This is a genomic window from Blastopirellula marina DSM 3645 (assembly GCF_000153105.1).
In the GTDB taxonomy this organism is placed as follows: Bacteria; Planctomycetota; Planctomycetia; order Pirellulales; family Pirellulaceae; genus Blastopirellula; species Blastopirellula marina.
Genome location: NZ_CH672376.1, coordinates 3,290,124 through 3,316,272 on the forward strand (window position 1 = coordinate 3,290,124; position 26,149 = coordinate 3,316,272).

Genomic DNA, 26,149 nt, shown 5'->3' on the forward strand with positions numbered 1-26,149 from the left:
GAAAGTCATGCTTTAGCTGGCGTTTGATGGAGAGGTAAACGTCTGCCATGCACTTACCACGTCTTCGGGTGTATGGCTAGGATGCCGTTGCCACGGCCAAGTGACATGCTCTTCCCGCGTCTTCGCGGAAAGAGCATGTCTTGCTTCCTTTCTCGCAATGTCGTGTCTCGCAAAAATCCCGTTGACGCACTGGCGCCGATAGTCGTAATCGCCTGCCCATGGCACCGCACGAAAAAAACGGCGGCGATAGGACATCACTGGCGACGCCAGCTTTCTGACCTGCTCTGATTTCCATCGCCTGCCGCTCCTCTCCAAAGATCGATCGCGGGCATTTTTGCTCAAAGTAGGACAACTCGTGCGGTCTTGTTCACGTCGAGAAATTGTCCGACAGCGGCGCGGAGATCGTCAGAGACATTGCGGAATCGGCCTGCTTTTCTCGCGACACAGTGGTGTCTACAGAATCAGGCTTACGCCCTATGGGTGAGATCCGCCCCGGCGAGCGAGTCCAATCCTTCGACTTCGCCAGCGGCGAGTGGAAGCTGCGGACCGTCACTGACCGTATCGACAGCTTGTACCGCGGCGCTGTCCTGACGATCGATACCGGCGACTCTCGAATCGAAACGACGATTCATCACCCGTTCTGGGTTGTGCAAGGGCACGAACTGACCTTCCGGTCCACCCCGCGACTCCTTTCAGGCGGAGAAGATGAACGCCAAGCTCTACCGGGCCGCTGGGTCAACTCCCACGAACTGCAGGCTGGAGATATAATCTACAGTCGCGACGGGAAAACTCGCATCATTCGCAGCATTCACCAGCGATACGAAGATGCATTCCCGGTCTCAAATCTAACGATCGGCGATTTCCACAACTACGCAGTTGGTTTTGATTCGATTCTGGTCCACAATACCGCCTTGTGCGATGAAGCGATAGGAAAAGTTCAGGCGCGGTTAAACCAAGGAGAAACGACGCTTGATGAGATCGCCGAGACGATAAGGCGCGACAACTTAACGCGAGAGGACAAGGTTGATGTTGACGACGCTCTGGCGAGGCTTAAGGCCCCGACAAGGATTATCACGCCCAACGCCAAACTTCAGCGATGGGCACAGCAGGGCGGTTACATCGATCCTCGAACAAACAAGTGGGTTAAATTCGAAGGTAATCTCGCCGCCGACCACGTTTACCCAAAAAGCCTTATAGAGAAACTCGATGACTTTGACTTGCTTACTCCGCAACAACAAGAGTTTCTGCTGAATTATCCCGGGAATTTTGAGCCGCTACCGAAGTCATGGAATTCGTCGAAGTTGAATCGACTTGCGGACGATTGGGCAAAGACCCCGATGGGTAGGCAAGCGTCCAAGGAGTATATCGACGCTTTGAGAGAGCGGCAGCAAGCATTTGAGGGTTTTGCCAGGGAACTCATCAGGTTTTGGAACCAATAGGGAATTGCGATGCGGATAAGATTCACATTTACGGTTCGTTTCATCGATTCAGTGTCCGGATTGGAATTACCCTCTCCAAGTTTTGTGGAAAGCTCCAAGTTGACTGAAGAAGACTTGGACACGTACCTTGACTCTGAGGTTGCTGACGAAGGTGTCGTGGGTGGCGAAGTTTATTTAACACGTGATGATGGCGATGCAAGATTGGAAGTGTATTACTGGCATCCCGGGCCGCCAAGCAGCCAATTGGTTGAGTCCCTAAGAGTTTATACGGTTGCCCAAATTGAAGATGGCGTTGGTGAAGGCGGGTTTGAGTTCAATTGCGACAATAAGCGATTGCTCGTAGTAGCGAACACAGACCAGTCTGCGCTTGTTGAAGTGAACGAAGATGGGCGAGAAGTGCTGGGGCCGCCAAGAATCGCAATTGCAGCTCGTGACGGAGGCTTGCAAAGTTTGGCCGCAGGGATCGAAGCCGAACCTCAATTCATTGATAGATTACATCAAGGGTGTTCGGGTCTGCATCTTGCTATTCTCTATGGCCACCCGAATGCGGTTCGACTACTCTTGGTTTCAGGAGCCAACCCAAATGTGATCGATTCCCAAGGAATTACGCCTCTTGAAGCATGTGCTTTGTCCAATTCGCTCGATGATGAGCAGAGTCGGGAGGTTGGGCGTATGCTGCTAGACGCCGGTGCAAATCCACAGCATCATGCCCCTGATGGAGAATCTGCAAGAAGCTATGCAGAATCACGTGGAAAAAAACAGATGGCCGCTATGCTTTGATCTTGCTTTCTCTTGCGTGCGTAAGTGGCTGCGATGCCAAAGCTCTCTGAGCAGTGCGAAGGAGAGGCAATCGAGTCAATGATCTGAATTGGATTTTGCATCACGATCTTCGGCCGGCTGGCACTGGTGAAATGGCTCCCCTTCGCGTGCCACTGGCCAAAGCCCAGAAGCGTCCGGGATTTTCTTCGCAATTTCTTCACTTGCGCCAGCGACTTCAGTTTGTCATGATTTCGACATGCAGCCGAAATCGCGACAGCGCCGAACGAAACGGGAGTTGGCCGAATTGCCATTGTGGCCTGATCAGGTCATGGGTGGGAAGATGCGGCTAACGTGCAAGATGGTCGGCTTTATCTGTACGATCGCGGCTTCAGCGGCTTCGACGTCATCAACGCGCATTATCATCTGCAAAACGAATCTTGGACTCCCCGCGCGCAGTTCGTTATCCGTTACAAACCGGCTGGCGGCAATGCGCCGCACCTGGCTGACGCCGACGAAAATCCGCTAAGCGAAAAAGATCTCGCAGCAGGCGTCGTCAGTGATCGGCGCGGCCGTTTTCGCTCGTCGAAAGCAGCGCGACATATCGTTCTCGATGTGCCGTTGCGCGAGGTGATTATCGAGTATCAAGAGCAGGACGAAACGAAAACCGTGCGTCTGATTACGAACTTGCTCGACGTGTCGGCCGAAGTCATCGCCCAGCTCTATCAACAGCGCTGGCAGATCGAACTCTTCTTCCGCTGGTTGAAATGCTTCGCCAATTTCAATCACTTGATCAGTCATCACCGCTCGGGCGTGCTGCTCAGCTTCTACGTCGCGGTGATCGCGGCGCTGCTGACCTATCTGCACTTGGGACATCGTCCGAGCAAGTATATGTTCGTGATGCTGGAGCAAGTCGCCTGCGGCGCAGCGACGTGGGAAGAAATCGCGCCGATCCTACGCGAGCGCGAACGACAGCGTGACGTGGAACGAGCATCGGCCGCGAAGCGCCGCGCAAAAAAGAAAGCCGAGTCGTAATAAGCTGGCGTCTAACCCCGACGGCAAGCCGCGCCGCCGCCTGCGCGGATGTTGAACCGGCGCCGACCGCAAGATCAGCACACCAGCCTCTCGTCCCAACACATGACGCACGCCAGGCGGCCGGAACGATGAAAAACCTGAAACCCCGGACGCTTCTGGGCTTTGGCCAGTGTCTTCTCTTTCCACCGCGGCACAACTCAGCAGCAACAGAGTGACTTCGAATTCTTTGACTCGACCGCACGGTTGATTTATCTTCCAGCTTATGGACGAACAACCGCCGCATCGAAAGCGAGTTAAGCACTTTCATGTGCCGGGGCATTTTCATGCGTTGACGTTTTCTACCTATCGTCGACGACCGCTTTTGACCAACGACCGCTGGCGCACCATCTTGGCTCGATCGATCGACGACGCCTGCCAATTGGAGGCCTGCCAATGGATCGCGATGGTCTTCATGCCAGAGCATGTTCATCTGCTGGTATTGCCGGTCTCCGCCGAGGCCAGCATCAGTCGACTACTACAGAAAATCAAACAACCGACATCTCGACAAATCAAAACGATGCTGGTCGAAGCTCGTTCTCGATTGCTGGACGAGTTGACGATCCAAGAGCGGCCTGGCAAATGTTGCTTTGGCTTCTGGCAAGAGGGCTCTGGTTACGGCGCAATCTCTTTCAACCCTCGGCGATCGACTATATTCATGAAAACCCCGTTCGTCGCGGGCTCTGCCGACGAGCGATCGATTGGAAGTGGTCGAGCGCCCGGCTTTACCTGAACGGGATCGTTGATCCTCGCCTGCCAAGCTTATCGTTTCCGCCGCCTGGCCTGTTCGATAACGCTGGAGTGCAATCGCCGCACTCGGAGTGAAGCCACTGGCTGAAAAGGGCCAGTGGCACAACGAAAATGACCTGCTGGCCAGTGCCATCCAGCCATTCAACAAGAGCTTGAGAATAAAGCTAAAGCCGCCGTCGTCAGGCGTGCCGATGTTCAAGCTGTAGTAGCCTGCTCAACCGGCAAAGCTCCAGACGTTCAGACCGGCACAGCCTGCCAAGATCGTGATGCAGAAATGCGAGACAACGTCTTCAATGCCCCTGCAAATCCTCGCCTGAAAAGTCGGCCAAGTCTCTGTCCAGCAGGACTTCGGTCTCTGCCGTAACAGAATCAATAGCAACTTTGAAGTAGCTCACAGCATCGTTCGTTGCCTTGGGCGTGACGGCAAAACTCACAACGAATCTGCCTGCTTGATCCTTGCTGTAACCGATGGTAGTGCAACGGCCCAACCAATCAGGACAGCTTTGTTTTGGGTGACGCTGCTCGAAGTCGTGTCCGGCAAACGCCATAGCCGTTTCGCCGTCCATTCGCACTTGATTATTGCTGCCGTTCATACCACCTCCTCATAAGTTCGGTTCGGCGGGCGCTCTCGAACGTATAGTCGTCTGCCGGAGTCTGATGGAAAATGATGTAGCCCCCATCTCCCCATAGTGCGCTTCGTTCTTGACCAACAGAAATGCTCCATCGATCGAATGTGCTTGCGCCGATTCCATATCCTGGTGGATGCGTGTGACCGGACCAACGACCATATTGGCCAGCCGCCAAATCCGCTGCCATCGACTCAGTTACTCTGATTTCATTCCCGTAGCCTCGAATGACAAACCTGCGCCCACCCAGCGTGTAAACAGAATACTCATCACCGGTGACTCTTCCGATAGCACGAAGATCAGTCATCGAGATCTTACGCTTCAAGAACCGCCCGGTTGCTCCTGATTCGGTGAGGGAATTGTGAACTCGCAATTGTCGTCGATTCAACGACGAAACTGGCAGCAGCGAATTTGACGCTCCGTCTGTCGAAGCTGCTACCACTCTTGCTGGGGAAGCACCATCCGCCGCCAACCCCCGCCTTGTCCCCCATGCCCCTCGCGCCAACCCGCCGGCAGCACTCCCAATCATCATACCGAGGAAGGCGCCATGCAGCGCCCCGGTCGACGAGCCGTCGGCCCAATAGCCGCCGATCGCGCCGATGCCGCCGCTAAGCAGGTCAGGCCCAACTGCTATTATGCCTGCCCCCATCCCGCCGCAGAACCGGTGGCCGAGAAGTATAAACTAGGTGGATGCCGTTATCGGGCTGTTGAAGCTGAACCGGTCGCCACGGGATTCAGCGGTCAACAAGAGCTTGAGCAAAAAGCCAAAGCAGCCGCCGTCAGGCGTGCCGGTGTTCAAGCCGTGGAAGTCTGTTCAATCGGCCAAGCTGCAACCTTTTAAACCAGCACAGCCTGCGAAGATCGTGATGCGGAAACCGACAGCACCATCACTCTTCGTTTGACACCAACTCAATCACCTCGATTATCGAAATCATTTGGCAGATGAGCGGATCATCGTCACTAGGCGATGAAGCATCCATTATAGCACGCAACCCACCCGTGAGCTTTTCGGCAACCTTTCGATTCGACGCATTCTCTTCGATCAGTTTTGATACGTTCTCTGTGACCCTCTCTCGAAGCCACTCAGGCACTTCGGAATCGTCACTCCCGTTCGCGGCTACTTTCAGTCTCTTCAGTGCGTCATAAATCGCTCTATCCATTTAGTTCCCCCACAGAATCACCTTAAACCAATCATCGACAGGTTGCTCCCGTGAAATCCAGATTTGGTTTCAACCGCCACGCAAAGTCCCTTGGTGACGGGCTGCCCCTTCCCAAATTACAGTACCCCTCGGCACTTCAACTTCAAAAAGGTGGACAGCCGAGTTTCCCCAATCGGGATCAAGTGCTAGTTTCTTGATGGCTTCGGACGGCGAACGGGGCTTGACTCTTGTGAGATAACTACCAGTTCGACCAGCTGTCCCGCCATAGACCCGATACAAAACGACATCTTCCTCAAACACTTTGCCAACCGCCGTTCCGCCACGGAATGTCGATTTGACACCGGCTGGTAGCGGCACATCGTCAACACTCAAACGCCGCCAACCATTTACAAAGTCATCTGCTGCACTTGTTGGGGCAACACCATCCGCAATAACCGCCCGCCTTGTCCCCCACACTCCTCGCGACAACCCGCCGGCAGCACTCCCGATCATCATGCCGAGGAAGGCGCCATGCAACGCCCCGGTCGACGAGCCGTCGGCCCAATAGCCGCCGATCGCGCCGATGCCGCCGCCCAGCAGGTCAGGCCCAACTGCTATTAAACCAGCTCCCAGTCGCGAGCGCAACGTTGCGTTCTCAAGAGCCTTTGCGCCGTTATAAAAACCACCGGCCAGGCCGCCAATCATGCCGCCTGCCGAATACGCAGTTGCAATTTGACTATCGCTGGCGCCGCTTAACGATGCTGCGCCGCCAACAACGACCGAACCGATCGCTCCACCAAACGCCCTTACTGGGCATATAGCTCCAAAGGCGGCGCCAATTCCAGCGCTCATGAAGCGGTCAAAGTGATCGCCGCCATGAAGTCGCGATTCGTTATACGCGTTGGCGCCTCCCACGACGGCGCCAGCCATCACAACAGCGAGCGCGGCCGGCGCGGTAAAGCCGATGGCGATTACGCCGACAACAACAAGTCCAGCAACGCCGACGCCCAGCTTGAGCCAAGGGGAAGCTTCGTTCCACCATTTCATCCAGGCTTCGCCGGAGATGGTCGCTCCCGACGTGGGAGGACGCCAACCGCCGAGCGGGAAGCCTTGCGATTGGGCGTTGAGCTGGCTTTCTGGAATGACGGAGATGGGGCCCAGCGGCAGCGCGCGACCAAGTGCGGAGTGGAAGTAGGCTCCGGCAAAGTAAAGACCAGAAGGATCCTTGCGAGTTCCGCCTAGCAGATGCCGCCAGCTGTATTGGGAACTCGGCCCGGCTTTTTCGAGAAAGTCCTTGTCAAGATAACAAGATAAGCGACGTTGCCGCGCGGATCATATTGATAGCGTTCGAGAACCTCGCCTTCGTCGTTGGCGATTGCAACGACGTTACCCGTGGCGTCGTAGATCGGATAAATCCGTTGTTCGGCCGTTTCATTCGCGAAGAGATCGATCCAACAGACAAGCCTGTTGGGAGCGTTGACGCCGAGCCTGGATGCGCGCGGCGTACAATCCGGAGCAAATGGTTGCGATCCAACATCCTTCGGAAGAAACGGCGGTGGAGAGACTTCGCGACGCCGTAGAAGAAAAGCGGGGATTGGGGCAAACGCGGCTAAGTGAGTCTGGAATCGCAGAGACTAGGCGAATCGCAAAAAATTCGGGCCCACGTCTTCATGAAAGAAGAGCCCGCTGCGGTAGAACGATGGAAACCTTCAGCCGATTGGTCAAAGTCGAGCAGATGTGCCTGACGGTCCAGATCGAATATTCCCTACAACTTGGCCGTGAAGGTGTCTTGATGCTGGCGCATCTTGACGATTCAGCGACTTCAGCAATGTGGCGCTGAGCGAAGCATTAGCACGTGTTCTTTACCCTTTACCGATCGTGGGCTGTACAACCTGACCGCCGCTTGAGAACGATCCACCAAACCGTGAGGTGATCATGTACGACCTATTCATCGTAAGTCGCCGCAACAAAATCGATCCAAGGAAACTCTCTCAACCAGCCCATCCAAGTATGAGATACCGGTTGAACGGAGATCACAGCGCTGGCAAAGCCACATTTCTCTTTATACCCCAGAGAATGCAAGGGGAAGCTGTGACCACAAGGAAGTGCATGAGATTCGGTTGGGTCGTAACCGCCAGGTCTTGAACAGGCAGTGTTCAGCAAATCCTGCCATGTTCCCATTTCCACTTGCTTTCCACAAAGCGGGCACTTCACACGGTGAAGGTTATTCCCGCAACTCACGAATCGAATCTCGTCGAATTGCTGAATCTTTATGGACTCCGGTACAACTGAAATCCCGTCTTCGTTAAGAAGTTGACTGCAAATCTTCGATACTTCGTCACCCGTGAAGTGTCTGCCGAATTCTAGAGGATATATCTTCAGAAGATGTCTTACCATGGCACACCCGCGCGAAGTTTGAATGGCTGCCGCCGTACTGCCCCGAGTTAAACCCCGTCGAGCATGTCTGGCCAACGACCAAGTGGGGGCGACTCTACAACTGGCCGGCCGAAGATTTTTACAATTTAGCTGGCGGCGTCCACGAAGATTTTGACGATCAAGCCGCTAGTGAAGACTTGTTACACAGCCATTTCCGTAGTGCGGGCCTTGCTTTGAATTCCTCGCGCAGATGTCAATTGACCTGGGCTTATCCGCTGTGGCCGACCCCTCGTCCCCTTTTCTATTTGGACATCAGGCCTGCCGTGTTAATGGTGCGCACGGTGTAGGGATTGGCGGCGCCATTTTTGATCGGCTCTACCGTACAGCGCATTTCGACCAGCGGGACCGCCGGCGTGTCGCTGTACTGTAGACCTTGGAAGATCGGGCGGCCGAATCGATTCTTTGGATCCTCTGGAACGGTCTTGATGGTCTTGCCATCACGGAGGATCTCGAAGTAAGCGACGCCGCTTTCCAGGTCAGCGGTTGCGTTCCAGGTCAGTTGGTCGCCAGTGAGTTGAGTGTTGGTGGGCGCCGGCGGCAAAGTGGTGTCGGCGACTTGGGTATCGGTCATGTACTGCAACCAGGCGTCGGCGACGGTTTTGCTGGGTAACCAGATTGAGGTCGACTTGTCGCCTGTGTATTGGTCGGCAGGAACCGGCGCGGTCGCTTCTCCCTTGTCGGTCGGCAGCGGCGCTAGCCAGGCGTCTTGGGGCGGAAAGGGACGCAGCGGTTCGCCGGACTTCGCGGGGAGTCGCACGGCGAGACACGCGTCGAACCAGGGCATCGCCAGGTAGCGCTGATTGCCGCATTCGTGACTCGTCCGCGGATCGATCGAGACGCCCAGCAGCGCGCCTTGGCCGCGCATCGCTGCGAAGAACGTCTTGTTGCTGTTCCAGGCGCCCGAGAAGCGGCCGTCGGTGACGGTGACGCCTTCTTTGGTTCCCAGATTGCACATCAGCGGCACTTCGAGAGCGGCTTGGGGAAGTTCGTGCGGCTTGATGTTGCGGCCGGCGATCGGTTCGAACAACGGCACGCCAGACCGCAGCCAAGCGGCCGCGATTCGTTCGGGATAAAGCATCACCATGCCGCCGCACCAATGACCGCCGCCGCTATGTCCCCACAGCGCCCACGGCACGGTCGCGAGTTCGGGATGCTTGGTCATAGCGCCCAAGTCGGTCAACGACTTTTGAAACGCGGCGGCCGATCCGTTGCGCGGATCGCACCACATCTGACAATCGGTTCCCTCCGGTTGCTCATACGACGCGGCCAACAGCGCGCAATCGTATTTGGCGGCGAGCGCTTGCCAGTGCAGATCGAAGGCGCCGCTTTGACCTGACAGGCACGAACCTTCGCCGCAACCATGTTGATGCACGATCACGCCGCGGAGCGTTTCGACTTGCGACGGAATCCAAACGGTATAGGCGACCGGATAAATCAACTCGCCGGGCTTCGTCGACGCTTCGTAGCGAACGCGATAGTAGGGCGCTGCGACCGGCGGCGGGTTGTCATAGGGAGCATTTTGAGCATCCGCCGCGGCGACGCAGAGCAAGAGGAAGCCGAGCGAAGCGAGACGACAAATCAGTTGAGACATAGTTGCACGTGAGGGCTAAGGAGGGTGGAACGGTGTGGATATTAAGGGGCCAGGGCCGCATCGCGGACCCTACGTCTATTTAGCGCCATCGGCGGCGCGAAAACTAGTCGGTTGTATTTGCAAAGAGTGACGCCGACGAGTTTGTGCGGTGGAACCGGATCGTTTTCGGCAAACCTCCGCAGCTCATCAGACTACCAACTTTTCGGGATAACGCCGTTACAACATGGACAATGTGGTAGATTGCGGCGAATCCGCTATATCTAACTACGTCATGGTAATTATTCACCGGCAAAGCGTTAGAAAACTTCTCAAAAATTGGCCGCGCAGCCGAATAATTTGCTTTTCGAGCGTGCTGAATGGGTTTAGGTTTGACCCGAAAGACACAATCTTGATCAACCGTATAAAAAAGGGTTGGCATCGACGAGAACGTCTTTTCTCCCCATCGCAGCCTACCCCGCTGACGTCCTAATCAGCAGACACGATCCCTCCTTTGCGAAACGCAAATCCTGTCTGACTATGCGAGCACGGGTTCGCGACGATTATCGCAACCAGCAGCTTCGATCATGCCTGCTTGCCGGCCCCTTTATTTCCTCCCGAGGTGATTTCTTGCGCGTGTAAATATTCTCCCATCCTTCTTTCCTTCTGGGAACATTCCAATGACAAAGCGTCAAGCGTTTACGTTGGTTGAACTTTTGGTCGTCATCGCGATTATCGGCGTGTTGATTGCCTTGCTTCTCCCCGCAGTGATGATGGCCCGCGAATCGGTTCGCCGCGCCCACTGCACCAACAACATCAAGCAGATGCTGTTGGGAGTCCATTCTTACATGGACATGACCGGCGGACGTATTCCGCGCGGCGTGACCGTCGATCATACGACGACTGCTTCGACGTGCGGAAAAGATGAGAGTAATCCGTACGCCCATACCCTGCATACATTTTTACTTCCTTATCTTGAGCAGCAAAATCTGTATGATCAAATCGACTTTCTGTACGGCATGAAAGACGCGCACAACGCCGCGGTCCGAGCGACGCGGGTCTCGACTTATGAGTGTCCCAGTTCCGAGCTTGGTCCGTATCTGAGCACCGACGGACCGAACAATTATCCGTTGGCGATGTCGAGCCACGGCTTTGGTCAATGCGGCCGTTACAGTCCGCCCAACGGCGGCGTCTTCTCGATCTTTTGGGGCTTGAAGCATACCTATTCAGGCGCGACGCCGATCCCTTTAGAGCAAGCGACGTTGGTCGCGCCCGCGATGCGAATGCAGGCAATCGTCGACGGACTGAGCAATACGATGGTGATCGGCGAGTTTGCGCCGAATCGCGATTATGTGATCGAAGCGAACACGTCCCAGAATTTTGGGCGGAGTTGGTTTAACGGAGAATTTCAAGCAAGTATCGGCTATACGATCAACTCCAACGGAACGCCCAATAGTCCGCTTGCGACCTGGGGAGTGGGGCAGTCGTGGGGGCGAAACAATTCGACGGTCGGCAGCTATCATCCCGGCGGAATTAACGGCGGCTTTATGGATGGCAGCGTTCACTTTGTCCCGGATGTGATCGACGGCAGCATGTGGTTCGCCCTCGGCACGCCCCAAGGGGGCGAAGTGGTCCAAATTCCTTAGTCGCAAGTCCGTAGGAGAGTCGCCATGAATAACCGCTGTATTGGCTTGACGGCCATCTTTCTGGCGTTGTTCGCCGGAGCATGTTCTCAGCAGATCGATCCAGGGAACTTCCTGACGATTTCTGGCAAGATCACCATGAACGGAAAACCGTGCAAAGAGGCGGAGGTGACGTTTCATTCGCCCGATACCAAAACGCTGGGGCGAGCGGTCACCGACTCGACGGGGCAGTTCACGATCAACGAAATATTGCCCGGCGAGTACACCGTCAGCGTGCTTCGCATGTCGATGGACGGCCTCGGAATCGCGCCAGAGTTCGAGAAATTTGCGAGTAGGGATAGCCCGTTGCATGCGGTCGTATCAGAGCAGCAAACGACGTTTGAGTTTGCGATCGACATGTAGTGAACATCGGGCGGCGCGGTCATCACAGCGAGCTGGCCGCGCTGCCCATTTTTATTCGTCATTTTGCCTACTTCGCTGGGGCGATCGTCTCTCGCCACCGGGGATGTTGAGCCTTATAGTCCTGAAACGACGCATACTCTTGTTCTTCGATCTTGCCGCTATTGTCGGCGTCGATGAATGAGAAAAGCCAATCGAAGCTCGGCTTGCCGATGTTCCATTCCGCCGCGCAGACCAGATCGTCGGCGTCTTGGTCGCATTCTTCCAGCAACAGGGCGAAGTCCAGCTTTTTGGCAGCGCCGCCGGCGCTGCTTGGATCGACGGACGGATCCCAGTTCAACTTTTGACCAGCGGCGTGCAGCGCTGCGGCGTACGCTTGCTTGTCGATTTGCTGCACCGGCTGTTGTTCTTGGATTGCGTGGGCGGCGGCGATGCCGGCTGACTCGCCGGCGATCATGAAAACCGGCTCCATCCGGGCCGAAGCATAGCCCAAGTGACTCGCCGAAAAGCAGACCGAAACGAGCAGGTTCGTGCATTGCTCTGGCTGCGGCGTGATCGCGCGATACGGAATGGCATAGGGAACGTTCGTCGGTCCGCGGCTACCGCCGACGAACATGTTTCCTTCGTTGGCGACCCACGTACGCTCTGCGTCTTGCACCTCAATGCGGCGCGACGGGTAAGTGTCGATACCGTACTGCGCCAAGCCGATCGGATCGTCGACTTGCGTCCGATTGTAGACGTCGTGCGCGGTGATCACATAACGCCCCTGCAGGCGCCGCGCGACGCGAATATAAAGTTGATGCGGCCAGCCGGCGGTCTCGGGATGAAAGCGATCGTCGAGCCCGAGTTGGCTGATCTCTTCGCGATACGATTGCGGTACGCGTGCGTCGGACTTCATGAACGTATAAAGGCCGCGGAGGTAATCTTGATGTGCTTTCCAAACGCGGGCCTTGGCGGCATAATCGCCGGCGGCGTAGTCTTGACTAATTCCTAGCGGCGCCATCGAGATCAACGAAGCGCGTTGATAGTTCCACTCTTGCGAGTTCATCCAGCCGGGCCAAATGCCGACCAGGCGAGCACGCAAACGTTTCGGATCTTTTTCGGTTGCGGCGAGATAGGCGACGTAGCGTCCGACCAGTTCAAAATCTTCGACTTGGTAGTTGGTCGGCGGCGTGATTGTTACACGATGGTCCGGATCGGCGGTCGTGTAGTAGCGATAGTTATAAGCTTGGGTGTGATTGTCGGCGGCGCCGATCGGCAGACCGTGGTCTTTTTCGACCAGAGGAAGCAAACCGCTGCTGGGATCCCCGGCGACACGATAGGGATCGATGGGCGTTTTTTGCACGACGGGTCGAACCCCAGCCGCAGCTTCGTCAAACTCGGTCGTCGCTTCGCGACCGACGCGATAGTCGCACCCGGCGGCGGCTAGCAGGTCTCCCTCGTAGCTCGCGTCGATGAAAACCTTGGCGCGCACTTGCAGATGATTGCGTACGGTCGGCTCGGCGATGGGGACCCCGAGTGCGTCAAACGGCGCTAAATCAAAGATCGCGGTTTCGATCTTGGCCCCCGATTTTTGACAGCTGGAAATACGATGCTCGTAGATGACCGGGACACCGTGCTTCTCGAGCAGCGCAAGAAAGTCGTCCCGAATCTGCAAGGGACTCAGCTTGCCGGTCGGCAATGGGGGACCAGCGGCCGGTTGCCCTAAGCTCTTCAGCAGCTTGTGCGTCATCCCGCCGGTAGCGGCGTAGTTGGGACAGTCTTGCATCGGCTTGAGTCCGGCGCCAAGCATGCCGCCTACCCAGCGACCAGGCTCAACGATCACCACTTTTTGTCCGGCCCGCTTCGCGGCGATCGCCGCCAAAATTCCGGAAGGAGTCGCCGTGTAAATGCAAACATCGGTTTGGATGTCGCGAGGCGCGGCGAAGAGGCAACTAGAGAGTCCTAGCAGCAACAGTAGCGAACCGATGGTAAGTTTCATGTTTCTTTCCCGGGGCATGCGAGGATCGCGCGGAAAACGCGAGGAAAGACCGGCAGGATTGGCATCCATTATCGTAATCGCTGCAAAAGCGAGATACGAGTCCCGACAGCGACTCTCAGTTAACTTGGATATTCGCCCGAGGAGTAGGTTTTGAAGTTGTGCGCGATTTGGCGATTCAAGAAGAATCGAACACGGTGAAGAACCGAAAACAGGTTCGGAATCAACCAAAAATCGTCACGCTAGCCCGCAGCGCAAGCAAGGGAATAGAGTTGGAGATCCCAACACGGATTGAAGTGGCGAGCCGTATTCCTTCGGCTCGCGCCTCGGGCTGGCGTTTCGCATCTCGACGTCAGAGGCGCCAACAAAAATGCCGGGCTGCAAACGCTTCTAGGAGGCAGTCTAGAAAACGCTTACAGCCCGGGCTACCCAAGGATCGCAGCGGTTATTGTGAAGGCCTACTTGGCGGCCTGCGGGTTGGTCGCTTTGCTGAACTCAAGCGTGCCGATGGTCGCTGATGGGGTGAAGGTGAACTTAGTCGCCGAGGTGATGGCGAGCTTGCCTTGTAAGCGGATTCCGTCGTCGCCGACCAGCGAGAGGGTTCCGGCTTGGAGCGAAAATGTCCCTTTCGATTTGGTTTGCTTGCCCGATTTGACGTAGACCAACTGAAACTTGCTGTCGGCGTCAAAGCGGATCGCCAACGCTTCGGTCTTTGACTTCGCGGCGCTCCAGGCGCCGATCAGCGCCGCGGCGGAGATCGATGTCGCCGGAGTAGTCGCAGCGGCGTCGGTCGTTTGGGCTTCGGCGCTCGGCATTTTCCAGAGGTCGACGGTCCCTTTGGCCAGCACCGCTAGACGATTGATTTCGTCGCGCAGCTTTTGCCCGGTGATCGACTCGTTCGGCAAAATGCGGAACAGCTCGGTTCGTTTTCGCTGGGTGCTGAAGGTGAAAACTGACGGAGCATGCAGTTGATTCGCTTCCAGCAGCTTCAATAACTGGAGCGAGTTCAGCTTTGCTTCGTCTTTAAGCGTGCTGAGCGGCATCGTAAGTCCAATGCTCATCTCGTCTTCTGAGATCGTCACTAGAACGTTGAAAGCCCAGTCGTCCAATGCCTTTTTGACCAGCACGACGCGAGAACCGGCGATTTTGCTCTCGAGACCGGCTGCGGTCAGCATTTGGTTCAGTTGGTCGGTCGAATTGATTCGCGCAACCGGCGAAATCGTCCCTTTCGACGAGCTGTCGACAAAGACGGCGTCGGTGCGGACGCCGGAAAACAGGTCGTTTTCGTCGGCCAGACCGACAGAAGCGAGCGCTGCGATCAGGCCGCAAACCAGGGGGGCGATCGTTTTGAACATGAGATTACCTGCGATTATGAATTTCGATTTTCTTGGGTAGCGAAGGGCTCTATCTAGCGAAGCGAGAACCGCGGCCGTTTGTTACAGATTTTGCTGCCGGGGGTGCGCCACCCTTTTTGACGCCCCCTTTAATAAGGCCGAGAGCGAGCAGCCCCGCGAATGAACGTTTTTTGAGAAAGGGTGTAACAAACGTCGCGGGTTGTCGCTTTGCAGAGTATCAACGCAACTTCGGTCAACTGAAACGAACGGCAATTCAGTTGACTTCCAGCCAACCCAACGCCGATTGAGGAATCAAAGTCATGTTGAAGAAAATCGTGTTCGCCATCGTTCCCGTCTGCTTGTTCTCGGTCGCTCTGCGAGCCGATGACTCGCTTAACTTTGACCTGAGCGACATCAAAGATGCGGACGTGTCGATCGTCGAAGAAGGTTTTGATCTGGACTTCGATCTGTTAGCGGCCGACGCCGGCAGCGAAAGCGACGATCAGGCGATTGAAGCTTCGTTCCGTCGATTCGGCTATCACAGTCGCGGCTACCGTAACTATGGACATCGCAACTACGGCTATCGCAGCTACGGTTATGGTTACGGCTACAGCTGCTACCGTCCGTACTACAGCTGCTATCGCCCTGTTTACCGCGCTCCGGTTTGTTACACCCCGTGCTACACCAGCTACTGGGGTTGCTACTAAGCACCACCGCGTCGACGCGTAAACTTACAGAGCCCGACGGGTCCCTCGCGACCGTCGGGCTTTTTTGATGCGCTGTGGATCGTCGTAGCGGACCACGAACCACGTGCGGCGCGGATAGTCCGCCCAGCCGGCCCTACGGCTGACTAGCGCAACTCTTGCTCGGCCAGCACGGCTTGCAGTTGTTTCAGCGTACGAGTGAGCAACACGCGGACGGCGGCGTCTGATTTGCCCAGTTCATTGGCGATATCTTTCGAGGGCCAGCCTTCGACGTATTTCAGACGGATCACTTCGCGTTGATCTTCCCGCAGCTCGGCCAAAGCGGCTTGCAGGCGTGATTCGCGCGCGTTTCGCGAAAAGGCCTTGCTGGGAGTGGTCATGCTTTTGACCAGCAAGTTGACCAGGCCGACCTCTCCAGCTCCCCCTGCAGGACGCCCGTCTAGCGAACGTTCGCGCCCGGCGTCTCGCTTTTGTGCGCCAAAGTGGTGGCGATGCGCATCGACGATCTTCCGTTCGGCGATCTGACAGAGCCACGAGAACGGGTCTTTGTCGCCGGGAAACTCAGGAGTTATGGCGCGGACCGCTTCGACGCTCGAATCCTGGAAGATATCTTCCGCTTCGACCTTCGACTTGAGCGCCGGCCCCAAGCGGCGATGAATGTAGGCCATCAGATGATGTTTTCGCGCATCGATAAACATCGCCAACGCATCCACGTCACCGGTGCTGATTTGTTCGACAAGCGCCGCTTCATCGCTCACAAGAATGTCGCTCCGTAATGATCGGTTTTGAAGTTGTGCAGGAAGAAATTTGGCTGGCGCTTCGGGCTACGAAGAGAGATGCGAGCCAAAATCATAAACTGGGTAAATTCGGTGCGGTTGATATTACCACAATTGGAAATAAAACGGTCTCACTTTTTTCTCTTCACTTGTCATCCGGTTCGTAGCGGGCGAAAATCGGTGGCCCCGTCGTGGCGCACTTTTGGCGCAGGCATGAAGTATGGGACTGCAAGGTAGACCGAAAATCAATATTGACGATCAGCCGACGATTCCGCTGAAGCTGGAAGATGCTGGCGCAAGCTGGGATGCGCTGGCTGGGTTTATGGAGCGGTTTCTCGAGCAATGGGAAGCCGATTCATTGCCGCCGCGTTTGGTGGACTATTTGCCCCCCGAGCACGGCGTCTTTCGCCGGATGGTCTTGATTGAATTGATCAAGATCGACATGGAATATCGGCGGCAACGCAACTGCGATTTTCTTCGCTTGGAAGATTATCATGAGCGATTTCCGGAACTAAGTCGCCCTGACGGGATGCCGACGGACCTGATCTTCGAGGAATACCACGTCCGCAAAACGTCAGGCGAACAGGTCGATCTCCACGAATACGGGAACCGATTTCCTGGCCAAGCCGACGCGATCGTTCGCTTGTTCAAGCTGGACAGCGAGACGATGACCACATCCCTGTCCGATGGCCGCGCGCACGCCAAGTTTGTGACCGGCGACCGAGTGGGGGACTTTTATTTGATGTCGGCTTTGGGCGCCGGCGCGTTTGGCAGCGTCTTTCTGGCGCGACAAGAGACGATGCAGCGGCTGGTGGCGCTGAAGATTTCGATGGACCGGGGGACCGAGGCGCAGACGCTCGCCCAGCTGGATCACCCGAACATCGTCCGCGTCTATGATCAATGCCGCTTGCCAGGCGAAAACCTCCGTCTGCTTTATATGCAGTTTGTCGCCGGCGGAACGTTACACGGCGTCATTCGGGACGGCAATCAAAAACAACGCCGCGACGCGAGCCTGTTGGCGGAGACGATCGCCGAGACGCTTGACAAAACAGGGGTCGTCACGGCCCAAAATGTTCCGCTAAAGTCGGAACTGGCCGAGCGCCCTTGGTCTGAGATTACCTGTCGAATCGGTATGGAATTGGCCAGCGCCCTGCATTACGCCCATCTGCAGGGAATTTTGCATCGCGATGTGAAGCCGGCCAATGTTTTGTTAGAAGCGAACGGCACGGCGAAACTAGCCGACTTCAACATTAGCTTTAGCTCGCAGTTGGAAGGGACGAGCCCTGCCGCTTACTTTGGCGGAAGTCTTGCCTATATGTCGCCTGAGCAGTTGGAAGCGTGCCATCCCGAGCATCATCGCCAGGCGAGCGACCTGGACGGGCGAAGCGATGTTTTTTCGCTCGGCGTCTTGCTGTGGGAGCTGATGTTCGGCGAGCGCCCCTTTGGCGACGAAGCGATCGTCGGCAGTTGGTACACGTCGCTGCTGGGGATGGCCGATATTCGTCGCGATCAAACTCCGCAACCGAAACAGATGCCGACTGACGACGTCGGCCGGCGGTTGTTAGCGATCTTGCGCCGCTGTTTGCAGCCCGAGTTGCGAGATCGCTATCAAACGGCCGATCATCTCGCGCGAGATTTGGGGCTTTGTCTCGAACCGCGCGTCGCGCGACTGCAAGATCGCTCGAAACGGGGCCTGTTGGCGCTCGCGTCGCGACATCCGTTGCTGGCGACAACGATCGCCGGCATTGGACCGAACGCCATCGCCGGGTTCTTCAACTTCGTATACAACGATCAGGCCATCATTCGCAAGCTGGAAGGGACCCATTCGTATGACGTGTTCTGGAATGTCCAGTTCGTCATCAACTCGATCGCATTTCCTTTGGCGATCATCTTGGGGGGATTTTATATCTGGCCCTTTGTCAAAGGGCTGCGTCATGTACTGAATCAAGAACCGCCGACCGATCTGCAATTGGCGCGGCGGCGCGCTTTTCGGATTGGTCGATTTATCAGCTATCTGGGGATCGCCGAATGGACGATCGCCGGCATCGCCTATCCGGTTGCGTTGCACCTGATCTTGGGAGGACTCGAGCGGCAATGGTACGCTCATTTTCTTGGCTCTCTGTTGATCTGCGGCATGATCGCCGCGGCCTATCCCTTCTTCTTTTTGTCGACGCTCGCGATTCGCGCATTTATACCGCCGCTGTTAGAAGCGGAGCCGCTAAGCGGATCGGACGTTCGAGAGCTGCGCTGGATGGCGAAACATATGGACTGGTTTCTCTATTTAGCCGGCGGAGTCCCCGCCGCCGGCGTGATGCTGCTGCTCTCGGCCGGGCATGTGGACGATCCGCACAGTAGCTTAGCGCTCAAAGTGCTTAGCGCCGCCGGCGCCATCGGCTTTGGATTTGCGCTCAGTTTGTCCCGCTCGGTGCATGCCGATATCGAAGCGCTGCTGAAAACGGCCGATCTATTCGCCGATACGCGCGATTCTAGCCGCTCGTAAGCGTTTTGAAGTTGCGCTATTTCATCGGTTGGCCGCGATAGCTTCGCTATCGGGGCCGACAAAGTCGGTAAGAGGCATCGAGCCGTGGTCGGACCTAGAGCGGCGGTTGCCGCACCGTTTGAAATGGCGAAATGGCCCCGAACTGCATACCGGGAACCAATGCCTCTAACGGCTGCGCCGCCCCGATAGCGGAGCTATCCGGGCCAACCGGACGTGGTTTGGCAAAATACCGCAACTTCAAACCGCAAGAGCATGACGCCTAGCGCTGGCGGGAAGTTATTCGTGGTCTTTTCTCGGCATTTCTCGCCGCCTGAAATATTTCTGGGAATGGGTGTAACAAACGGTTCGGCTTACCGCTGTGCAGAGTAACAAGTTAACCAAGTCAACTGAAAACACGGCGAATCAGTTGACCTTCAACCAAACCACGCCGTACCAGGAAACCAAGCCATGTTGAAGAAAGTTTTGTTTGCGATCGTTCCGGTCTTTTTGTTCACTGTCGCTTTGCGTGCGGATGACACCCTCGGGCTGAATCTGAGCAACATTCAAGACGCTGACGTATCGATCGTCGACGAAAGTTTTGACATCGACGTCGACCAGTTGGCCAGCAATGCCGGCGCCGAAAGCGAAGATGAAGCGGTCGAGGCCTGCTTCCGCAGCTTTGGATATCGCAGTTACGGCTACCGCAACTATGGTGGCTACGGCGGCGGATACGGCGGCCATGGATATGGTTACGGCTACAACTGCTACCGTCCTTACTACAGCTGCTATCGTCCGGTTTACTACGCTCCGGTCTGCTACACGCCTTGCTACACCAGCTACTGGGGTTGCTACTAAGCCGAGCCGTGAAGAAACCCAAACCTTTGCAGCCCGACGTGCCGTTGACGGCCGTCGGGCTCTTTTTGAATCCAAACCCAACAACGCCAATCAATCCAATCATACCGGAGTAGGAATCATGTCTCGTTGGAAGTACGTTTTGTTAACGCTGAGCTTTGTCTCGGGCATAGCAATCACCAACTGTTTCGCCGAGCCCGGCGTGGCGCCGATCAACGCCGAGAGTATTCGGACCGATCAAGTGTTGGGCATTCGGACGCATAGCTGCGGCCATGTCATTCACTTGCTGATGCAGACGCGAATACTGCGTCAGTCGGGCCAGGTCGGATTCGGCGGAGCGATGTACAATCCCCACTTGGGCGCGATGTCCAAGCCAGGCGATCTGCAACTGCTGAGCGTCAGCCTGATTTCCGACGCTGGGGAAGGCGCCGGGCCGATCTATCAGATTCAATTGCAGAACTGCAGCGAAATTCCGGTTGGCGACTTCCGCGTGTCGGTCGTCGGCGCTTGCGGCCAAATCCAACCCTTTTCGCCCACGGCAATCGTGACGGTTCCGCGTATCGAAGCCGGCGCGGTGCTCGAGCTGCAGATTCAGTTGCCGCTCACTTGCCTGGCGATCCCCAATCCTGCAGGCGTCGCTGTCGAGTTTAACACGCTGATCGTCGCAATTGACAGCTTTGACGAGCTGATTGAATGCAACGAAGTGAACAACGTTTTGATTCTCAATCGTGGCGAAATCGCACCGCTGGCCGGCGAAGAAACGACCGTGGTCGATGAATCGATCGAAACGACGACGCCTCCGGCGGTCGATACGGTGCCGGTTGTTGAAGGTGGGATCACCGCGCCGGCGGCTCCGACCTCGCCGATGGATTCGATCGACCTGGACGATCTTGAGCTAGGAGAAGCGGAACAGACCGCCGTTCGCATTCGCTAGTTGAATGGAGTGAAGTTGCAGCTTTACCGCTCATCACGCGATCGTGATGAGCGGTTTTATTTCTTGTCCGCGGCGATTAGCCGGGGAATTTTAGAATCGGCGGTTCCTCTTCTTCGGTCTCCACTTCGACTTCTGGAGCGAAATCGTCCAGGTCGTCGATAATGTCATCGACCAGGTCATCTTCGACATAGATATTGGGGGATTCGGCGTTGGAGCCCTCGACGCCGGAGATCATCGTCACCAGTTCGTCCAGCGCCTCGATTTGGGCGAGCAGATTATCGTCACATTTACCAGCGACGATAAAGCCGATCGGGCCTTCGTCATGATCGTGCGAAAACTCCCAGTTGACGCCGTGCTCGCGCGAAAGTTCGCACAGCACTTCCAACGCATCGTGCATGGTGCCGTCGGGCAGTTCTTGTTGGTTGAAAGAGGCGACCTCTTTCGGATGAGGGGAGAAGTTCGGTTTGCTTCCCCCTTTTAAGTGCCCGTCGGTCGTATTGGAGAAACGAACCGGCTCGCAGCTCAGCCAATCGCGCTCACGACAAATCGCGCTCGCGCCGTCGGTAATTCGAACAGAATTCGCATCCGAAACAGGTTCAGTCGAACGGTAATAAACGGTAAATCCCAAGTTCATTTCTCCCAGCGGCACTAATTCGCGTTGTGTTACCAAGTACTATCTTACGCGATTGGGCCGCAAAAGTCGAAAAAATGGGGACTACGGCGCTGCTGCGCTATTTGGAAATGTCGTCGGCTTGCAGCAAATCCGAGATCGTACTGAGCAAAACTTGCTCGACTCGCGGCGAGACGTACGACGCGGTAGGGCTCGTTTCGTAGCCTCCTTGGCTATACGAAACTTCGGTGCCGATGTAGCCGGTCCCGTACTCGCCGTAAGCCGCCATCGCGACAAACAGGTCAGGCCGCATCTTCTGCGCGGCCAGTTGGTATTCGACGAATAATTCGCCCGGCATGAACAAGATGCGTGCGTCGCCGATCGACAGACAAGAGACGGCGATCGGCTCTTTGCGATCGCAGCGGCGCCACCATGACAGTCGCGAGGCGCTTTTCATGCGATCAAACGCCGACGCTTTTTCATCGTTGACCAGCGCGAGAAGATTTTCTTCGTTCAGATGCAGCGCACACGGCAACAGCACGTCGATCGATTTCAGCGATACGTCGTCGGCGGTCAGCGGAAATTTTTCGGTCGCTTCCCAGGCAATTTTCATCCCCTTGGTCACCTTATCCGCCAACACCTGGCGGTTCTCTTTTGCGCCGTCGTTCCACTTGCCTGCCGTCACGTTGCCGCCGGCTCCATTGAAATGGAGATGAAAGACGCCGGTCTCTTTTTGACGCGCGTTGCGAGCCATGCCGGGAAAATCGGGATTGGCCCAGCCGGTCCGATAGTAGCTTTGCGGATGCGTCGCGTAGTAGGTGAGCACGGCGAGCGGCTGATCGTTATTCCAAAAGCTGATCGATTTGCACATGGGATCAATCAGCCCGACCGGCATGGCGCGGACCTTGGCGTTCTTCGTCGCCGAGCTGCGAGTAAACTCGACTTTGCCGCTTTCACCCACAATCCGGCGATTAGACGCGACCTGCTCGATGATTCCCTCACCAAGTCCATAGTGGGTGATTGGCCGCATGTTTGCCGTCGCCGCTTGGGCTGCTTCCGCAGCGCCGCGGACGACCTGCTGGATCCACTTCTCATCAAAGTGCTGATTGGGCGCGTTCATTTCTTGCAGGATATCGGCCGTTGTATGATCGGCGCGGGGAGCATCGTGCTGATGCAGCGCATGCAACAGGACCAGATCAGGCGTGGTCCCCACGGCCGTCGCGATCGCCTTCTTGAAATCATCTTGCGATTGATTGGCGACCCCTAACCAATCGATGGTGCAAAAGACCATCGTTTTTTTGCCTGCGAGAATGATCCCGCGACAACTGAGCGGCTCGGTCACGCCGAGCGTCGTCACATAAGCCAAGGGACTGCCGACCGGAGGCGACGCGTCCGCGGCGAACGTCGCCAGGCGAAGCTCTTGGGCCGGTGAAGCCGAGGCCATGATGGTAATTGCCAGCAGAGCGCCGGCCGCGATCCGTCGAAGTTGGGCGATTGCGTTTCGCATAGGATGAGCGATCTTTCGGAAGGAGGGAATTGGATGGAAGGGACGCAGTCCGCTTCGGCGACAAGTCGACTAGTTTTGATCGAGCAAATAACGAAGCAAGTCGGCCATCGCATGTGGGTCGATTTGCTTTTCTAGATCTTGCGGCATCAGCGACGCGCCGGTGCTGCGAAGTTGATCGATGTCGATCCGGAGAATCGTTTCTGACTTGTTCTCACCTTGCAGCAGCGTGATGCTGGTTGCGGTCTCGTTGGCGATGATGCCGGTCAGCGCGCGGCCGTCGTTGGTCAGGCAGACATAACTGAGATACTGCGGATTGACTTCCAAATTAGGATTCAGCACGTTGACGAGGATCGCCTCGGCGCCGCGGTTTTTCATCGCGGCTAGATTCGGACCAATCGGATGACCTTTTCCATTCATTTGGTGACAGCTAGCGCAATTTTTCAAAAAGACCGCTTCTCCCCGAGTCGCGTCACCAGAGATTTGCAGCGCCCCGCGATAGGCCTGAACGATCGCGTCGCGATCGGATTTGGTCTCGGATTTCAGCAGTGCGTCGATCCGTAGCGCCAACTTGTCACTGACCAGCGACTTCATCGTCTGCAGCATCGTCAGATCAAGATCGGCGGTCCGAATCTGCTCGGCTTGCACCGCATTGAGAAGTTGCGTGATGCCTGTGGGATTCGCCGCGAGGACTTGAAACGCCGACTGCCGCAGCGCCGGGCTCATCGCGGACCAACGTGCGATTACCAAATCGGCCACTTCGGCCGATTTGAAATAGGCCAACGTCTGCAGCGCCGCTTGTTGCAGCAAGAGCGGCTGCGACGGTTCTAACAAGTCAGCGAACAGGTCGGCGTCGAACGGACGAAAGCGGAGCGTCGGCATCGCAGCGACTCGCTTGTCGATTGGCGCTTTGTTATCGACGACGACGGCCAACGCCTGATCGTACATTCGGGATAACATCGATGCGCCGTTGCCGTCAAGCGAAGCGGCCAACTGCGTCGCCAAGGTCGAATCGCCGCCGGCGGCCATTTGCTGAATCAATTGCGACGTGAGGGGAGCGTTGGTTTGGTTCAACTGCGGCAGCGCGGCCAAGATCGCGGCGACATCTTCCTTGCGCTGCTGTTTGCCGACCTGTTTGGCCAGCGCGAGGATCAACTTCGTTTCGCCGCTCGACAAGGGATCCGATTTAGTCATCAGCTCCGCCAGCAGCGATCCGGCGCCTGCGGCGACACTGCTTTGAATCGCGGCCGCGAAATAGGGATTGGCGCCGTCGGTCTGAACAAGTTCCGCCAGCGGCGTTTGCTTCTCTGATACCGGCAATTCGCCCAGCGTAAAGGCCAACTGATAACGAACATGCGGGTCGCTGTCGCTAACCAAAGCGGCGACCTTTTGCCGCAGCGCCGGCGAGTTGCGGAGCAACGGCTCGCTCAGACGAACGGCATGTTGCCGCACCCGCGGATGGGGATCGCCGAGCGCCGACGATACTGTCGCCGCATCGAGCGAATCCAAGCCGGCGAGCGCATAAAGGGCCAGGACGCGGCCTTGCGGCGTCGCTCCCTTGGTCACCTGCGAAATCAATGCCGACACGGCCGAGCGGTCGCTCTGTTCGTACAACAGGCGCGCCGCTGTTTCTCGTCGCCAACTGATCGGGTCGTCCAAGAGCTCGACCAACTCAGCGGCTGACATTTCAGAGAGTTTCAGCGTCGGCGGGCGCTCGTACGTGTCGCCGACGATGCGATAGATCCGGCCGCGATCGCGACCGCTGGTCAGATCAAGATGCTGTTTAATCATCGGCGGCAGCGATTTCGGGTGTTCGATCACTTCGCGGTACATGTCGGCGATGTAGAGCGATCCATCGGGAGCGTTGGCGAACTGAACCGGCCGAAACCAGATATCGCTCGACGAGAGGAATTCGCTTTTTTCATCAATACGCGTACCGCTGTAGGCGATCCCCTGCGAATTCAGCTGTTTGCGATGGATCAGGTTGCTGCCGACGTCGCCGACAATGGCGTTGCCTTGGAACTGGGCCGGCCAACCGTTGCCGCGAAAGATCGTGACGCCGGTTGCGCCGGTGAAATAACCGGCCGGCCGCCCTCCCCCTTCGACCACGCCGGGCACGATTTTCTCGGCACGCAGTTTGGTCCGAATCACGCGCCAGTCTTCGACGGGACTCGTGCGATAAACATCGGCTTGGGGCCCATCGGCGGCGATGCTTTGTCGGGACGCCGGAGGAGCGACATACGGGTTGCGGGAATAATACGAATCTTCGTACATCACCTGCTGCAAGTGGTCGCTATTCGAGCAGACGAACTTGTCTCCCCAGTCGTTGAAGCTCATCCCATGTTGCGCTCCGCCGCTGGTCGGCGTCATCGTCATCGCGCCGGTATCGATGGCGAAATCGCGTCCGCGGAGATTGATTCCATCTCCTTGCGGCTCTCCATCCACGACCGGTTTAACGACTCCGCCGCTGCTGCTGGTCGCGCCATGGATGCGGTTATCGAGTCCCCATTTGAAGGTGTTCAGCAGCCCTTGCACGTTGGTTTTGCCAAAACCGGTAAAGACGACGCGCCGCTGGTCGGCGACTCCATCGCCGTTGTCATCTTTCAAAAAGAAGATGTCAGGCGCCGCGCCGACGATGACTCCGCCGCGTGCGCAGGTGATCGCGGTCGGCCACGAGAGATGATCGGCGAAGACGGTGCTCTTTTCGTAAACCCCGTCATCGTTGAGATCTTCTAACAATCGGACGCGGCCCAGAATCTGACCGTCATCCTCTGAGTAACCGCGCATTTCGATGACAAACAGACGGCCATCTTCGTCAAACGCCATCGCGACGGGATCCACCACGTTCGGCTCGCACGCCGCTTGTTCGACCCGAAAGCCGGGAGCGACTTGCATCGTCTGCAGCGCTTCGGCAGGCTCGCGCGGCGCGATGCGGGGGAGTTGGTCGGAGAAGTCAAATTCTTCGGCGAAACCGCAGGCCGCGAACAACGGAAATATGACGATAGCAATTCGCCCGCAGGCGAACAGAGAAAAAGACATGCAAAAAGGCTCCAAATGGCGGGCTCCGCGTACGACAACGATTTGTCGCATTACGCGAGTTGAATTAGGCAGGAAACGACGTCCAAGCGAACGCCGCTGAGCGAGGCGGTTTT

General features: G+C 56.6%; 21 protein-coding genes and 1 pseudogene. 13 read left to right on the forward strand and 9 right to left on the reverse strand.

Annotated features, from left to right (window positions below; translation table 11 throughout):
* Nucleotides 1-476: 476 nt before the first annotated feature.
* From DSM3645_RS15280 to DSM3645_RS15295, 4 genes and pseudogenes are all read left to right on the forward strand, one after another.
* Entirely contained in the window at nt 477-1,439 is a 963-nt protein-coding gene (locus DSM3645_RS15280) for a polymorphic toxin-type HINT domain-containing protein (RefSeq protein WP_002653125.1), read from the forward strand.
* A gap of 99 nt (nt 1,440-1,538) precedes the next feature.
* A complete protein-coding gene (locus DSM3645_RS28395) occupies nt 1,539-2,219 on the forward strand; it encodes an ankyrin repeat domain-containing protein (RefSeq protein ID WP_050769391.1) in 681 nt (226 codons plus the stop codon).
* 321 nt (nt 2,220-2,540) lie between these two features.
* A pseudogene (locus DSM3645_RS15290) lies at nt 2,541-3,230 on the forward strand (IS4-like element ISBlma1 family transposase); the annotation flags it as partial.
* Between the two features lie 262 nt (nt 3,231-3,492).
* Nucleotides 3,493-3,999 (forward strand): transposase, encoded by a 507-nt coding sequence (locus DSM3645_RS15295; RefSeq protein ID WP_002653128.1) that lies wholly within the window; start codon nt 3,493-3,495, stop codon nt 3,997-3,999.
* 307 nt (nt 4,000-4,306) lie between these two features.
* On the opposite strand, the gene DSM3645_RS15300 is transcribed toward DSM3645_RS15295, so the two are convergent.
* Nucleotides 4,307-4,609 carry a hypothetical protein gene (locus DSM3645_RS15300; protein WP_002653129.1) on the reverse strand — a complete coding sequence of 101 codons (303 nt, stop codon included), beginning with the start codon at nt 4,607-4,609 and terminating at the stop codon, nt 4,307-4,309.
* 580 nt (nt 4,610-5,189) lie between these two features.
* Between DSM3645_RS15300 and DSM3645_RS15305 the strand changes: the two genes are divergently transcribed.
* Nucleotides 5,190-5,483, forward strand: a complete 294-nt coding sequence (locus DSM3645_RS15305) for a hypothetical protein (protein WP_040351878.1) — start codon at nt 5,190-5,192, stop codon at nt 5,481-5,483.
* A gap of 388 nt (nt 5,484-5,871) precedes the next feature.
* Here the strand turns inward: DSM3645_RS15305 and DSM3645_RS15315 are convergent, their stop codons facing one another.
* On the reverse strand, nt 5,872-6,828 hold the full coding sequence (locus tag DSM3645_RS15315) for a hypothetical protein (protein WP_002653132.1): 957 nt from the start codon (nt 6,826-6,828) through the stop codon (nt 5,872-5,874).
* Between the two features lie 652 nt (nt 6,829-7,480).
* On the opposite strand from DSM3645_RS15315, the gene DSM3645_RS31365 reads away from it, so the two are divergent.
* Nucleotides 7,481-7,621: a hypothetical protein gene (locus tag DSM3645_RS31365; RefSeq protein ID WP_002653134.1), complete on the forward strand. Its 141-nt coding sequence runs from the start codon at nt 7,481-7,483 to the stop codon at nt 7,619-7,621.
* Nucleotides 7,622-8,153: 532 nt separating this feature from the next.
* The gene (locus DSM3645_RS31820) at nt 8,154-8,504 is read left to right on the forward strand and encodes a transposase (protein WP_390072407.1); all 351 of its coding nucleotides are present in this window, start codon (nt 8,154-8,156) and stop codon (nt 8,502-8,504) included.
* On the opposite strand, the gene DSM3645_RS15325 is transcribed toward DSM3645_RS31820, so the two are convergent.
* Nucleotides 8,459-9,808, reverse strand: coding sequence for a hypothetical protein (locus DSM3645_RS15325; RefSeq protein WP_002653135.1), 1,350 nt, complete (start codon nt 9,806-9,808; stop codon nt 8,459-8,461). The genes DSM3645_RS31820 and DSM3645_RS15325 overlap by 46 nt on opposite strands.
* Before the next feature lie 656 nt (nt 9,809-10,464).
* Here DSM3645_RS15325 and DSM3645_RS15330 point away from each other — a divergent pair.
* Nucleotides 10,465-11,430 (forward strand): DUF1559 domain-containing protein, encoded by a 966-nt coding sequence (locus DSM3645_RS15330; protein WP_002653136.1) that lies wholly within the window; start codon nt 10,465-10,467, stop codon nt 11,428-11,430.
* A 24-nt stretch (nt 11,431-11,454) separates the two neighbouring features.
* Nucleotides 11,455-11,829 carry a carboxypeptidase-like regulatory domain-containing protein gene (locus DSM3645_RS15335; RefSeq protein WP_002653137.1) on the forward strand — a complete coding sequence of 125 codons (375 nt, stop codon included), beginning with the start codon at nt 11,455-11,457 and terminating at the stop codon, nt 11,827-11,829.
* A 67-nt stretch (nt 11,830-11,896) separates the two neighbouring features.
* On the opposite strand, the gene DSM3645_RS15340 is transcribed toward DSM3645_RS15335, so the two are convergent.
* Both DSM3645_RS15340 and DSM3645_RS15345 read right to left on the reverse strand, forming a co-directional pair.
* Nucleotides 11,897-13,807 (reverse strand): FAD-dependent oxidoreductase, encoded by a 1,911-nt coding sequence (locus DSM3645_RS15340; RefSeq protein WP_237564825.1) that lies wholly within the window; start codon nt 13,805-13,807, stop codon nt 11,897-11,899.
* Nucleotides 13,808-14,262: 455 nt separating this feature from the next.
* The gene (locus DSM3645_RS15345; protein ID WP_002653139.1) at nt 14,263-15,159 is read right to left on the reverse strand and encodes a hypothetical protein; all 897 of its coding nucleotides are present in this window, start codon (nt 15,157-15,159) and stop codon (nt 14,263-14,265) included.
* Nucleotides 15,160-15,458: 299 nt separating this feature from the next.
* Between DSM3645_RS15345 and DSM3645_RS15350 the strand changes: the two genes are divergently transcribed.
* Nucleotides 15,459-15,845 (forward strand): hypothetical protein, encoded by a 387-nt coding sequence (locus tag DSM3645_RS15350; RefSeq protein ID WP_002653140.1) that lies wholly within the window; start codon nt 15,459-15,461, stop codon nt 15,843-15,845.
* A gap of 143 nt (nt 15,846-15,988) precedes the next feature.
* Here DSM3645_RS15350 and DSM3645_RS15355 read toward each other — a convergent pair whose 3' ends face one another.
* Nucleotides 15,989-16,600 (reverse strand): sigma-70 family RNA polymerase sigma factor, encoded by a 612-nt coding sequence (locus DSM3645_RS15355; RefSeq protein WP_002653141.1) that lies wholly within the window; start codon nt 16,598-16,600, stop codon nt 15,989-15,991.
* A 238-nt stretch (nt 16,601-16,838) separates the two neighbouring features.
* Between DSM3645_RS15355 and DSM3645_RS15360 the strand changes: the two genes are divergently transcribed.
* The 3 genes from DSM3645_RS15360 to DSM3645_RS15370 all read left to right on the forward strand — a co-directional run bounded on the left by DSM3645_RS15360 (nt 16,839) and on the right by DSM3645_RS15370 (nt 20,883).
* Nucleotides 16,839-19,118 carry a serine/threonine-protein kinase gene (locus DSM3645_RS15360; protein WP_002653142.1) on the forward strand — a complete coding sequence of 760 codons (2,280 nt, stop codon included), beginning with the start codon at nt 16,839-16,841 and terminating at the stop codon, nt 19,116-19,118.
* Between the two features lie 447 nt (nt 19,119-19,565).
* Entirely contained in the window at nt 19,566-19,952 is a 387-nt protein-coding gene (locus DSM3645_RS15365) for a hypothetical protein (protein ID WP_002653143.1), read from the forward strand.
* Between the two features lie 118 nt (nt 19,953-20,070).
* Nucleotides 20,071-20,883, forward strand: coding sequence for a hypothetical protein (locus DSM3645_RS15370; RefSeq protein ID WP_002653144.1), 813 nt, complete (start codon nt 20,071-20,073; stop codon nt 20,881-20,883).
* Nucleotides 20,884-20,959: 76 nt separating this feature from the next.
* Here the strand turns inward: DSM3645_RS15370 and DSM3645_RS30925 are convergent, their stop codons facing one another.
* The 3 genes from DSM3645_RS30925 to DSM3645_RS15385 form a co-directional block, all read right to left on the reverse strand.
* A complete protein-coding gene (locus DSM3645_RS30925) occupies nt 20,960-21,553 on the reverse strand; it encodes a hypothetical protein (protein WP_202594947.1) in 594 nt (197 codons plus the stop codon).
* A gap of 61 nt (nt 21,554-21,614) precedes the next feature.
* Entirely contained in the window at nt 21,615-23,000 is a 1,386-nt protein-coding gene (locus DSM3645_RS15380; RefSeq protein ID WP_002653146.1) for a hypothetical protein, read from the reverse strand.
* Between the two features lie 69 nt (nt 23,001-23,069).
* The gene (locus DSM3645_RS15385) at nt 23,070-26,036 is read right to left on the reverse strand and encodes a PVC-type heme-binding CxxCH protein (RefSeq protein ID WP_050769392.1); all 2,967 of its coding nucleotides are present in this window, start codon (nt 26,034-26,036) and stop codon (nt 23,070-23,072) included.
* Nucleotides 26,037-26,149: the final 113 nt, after the last annotated feature.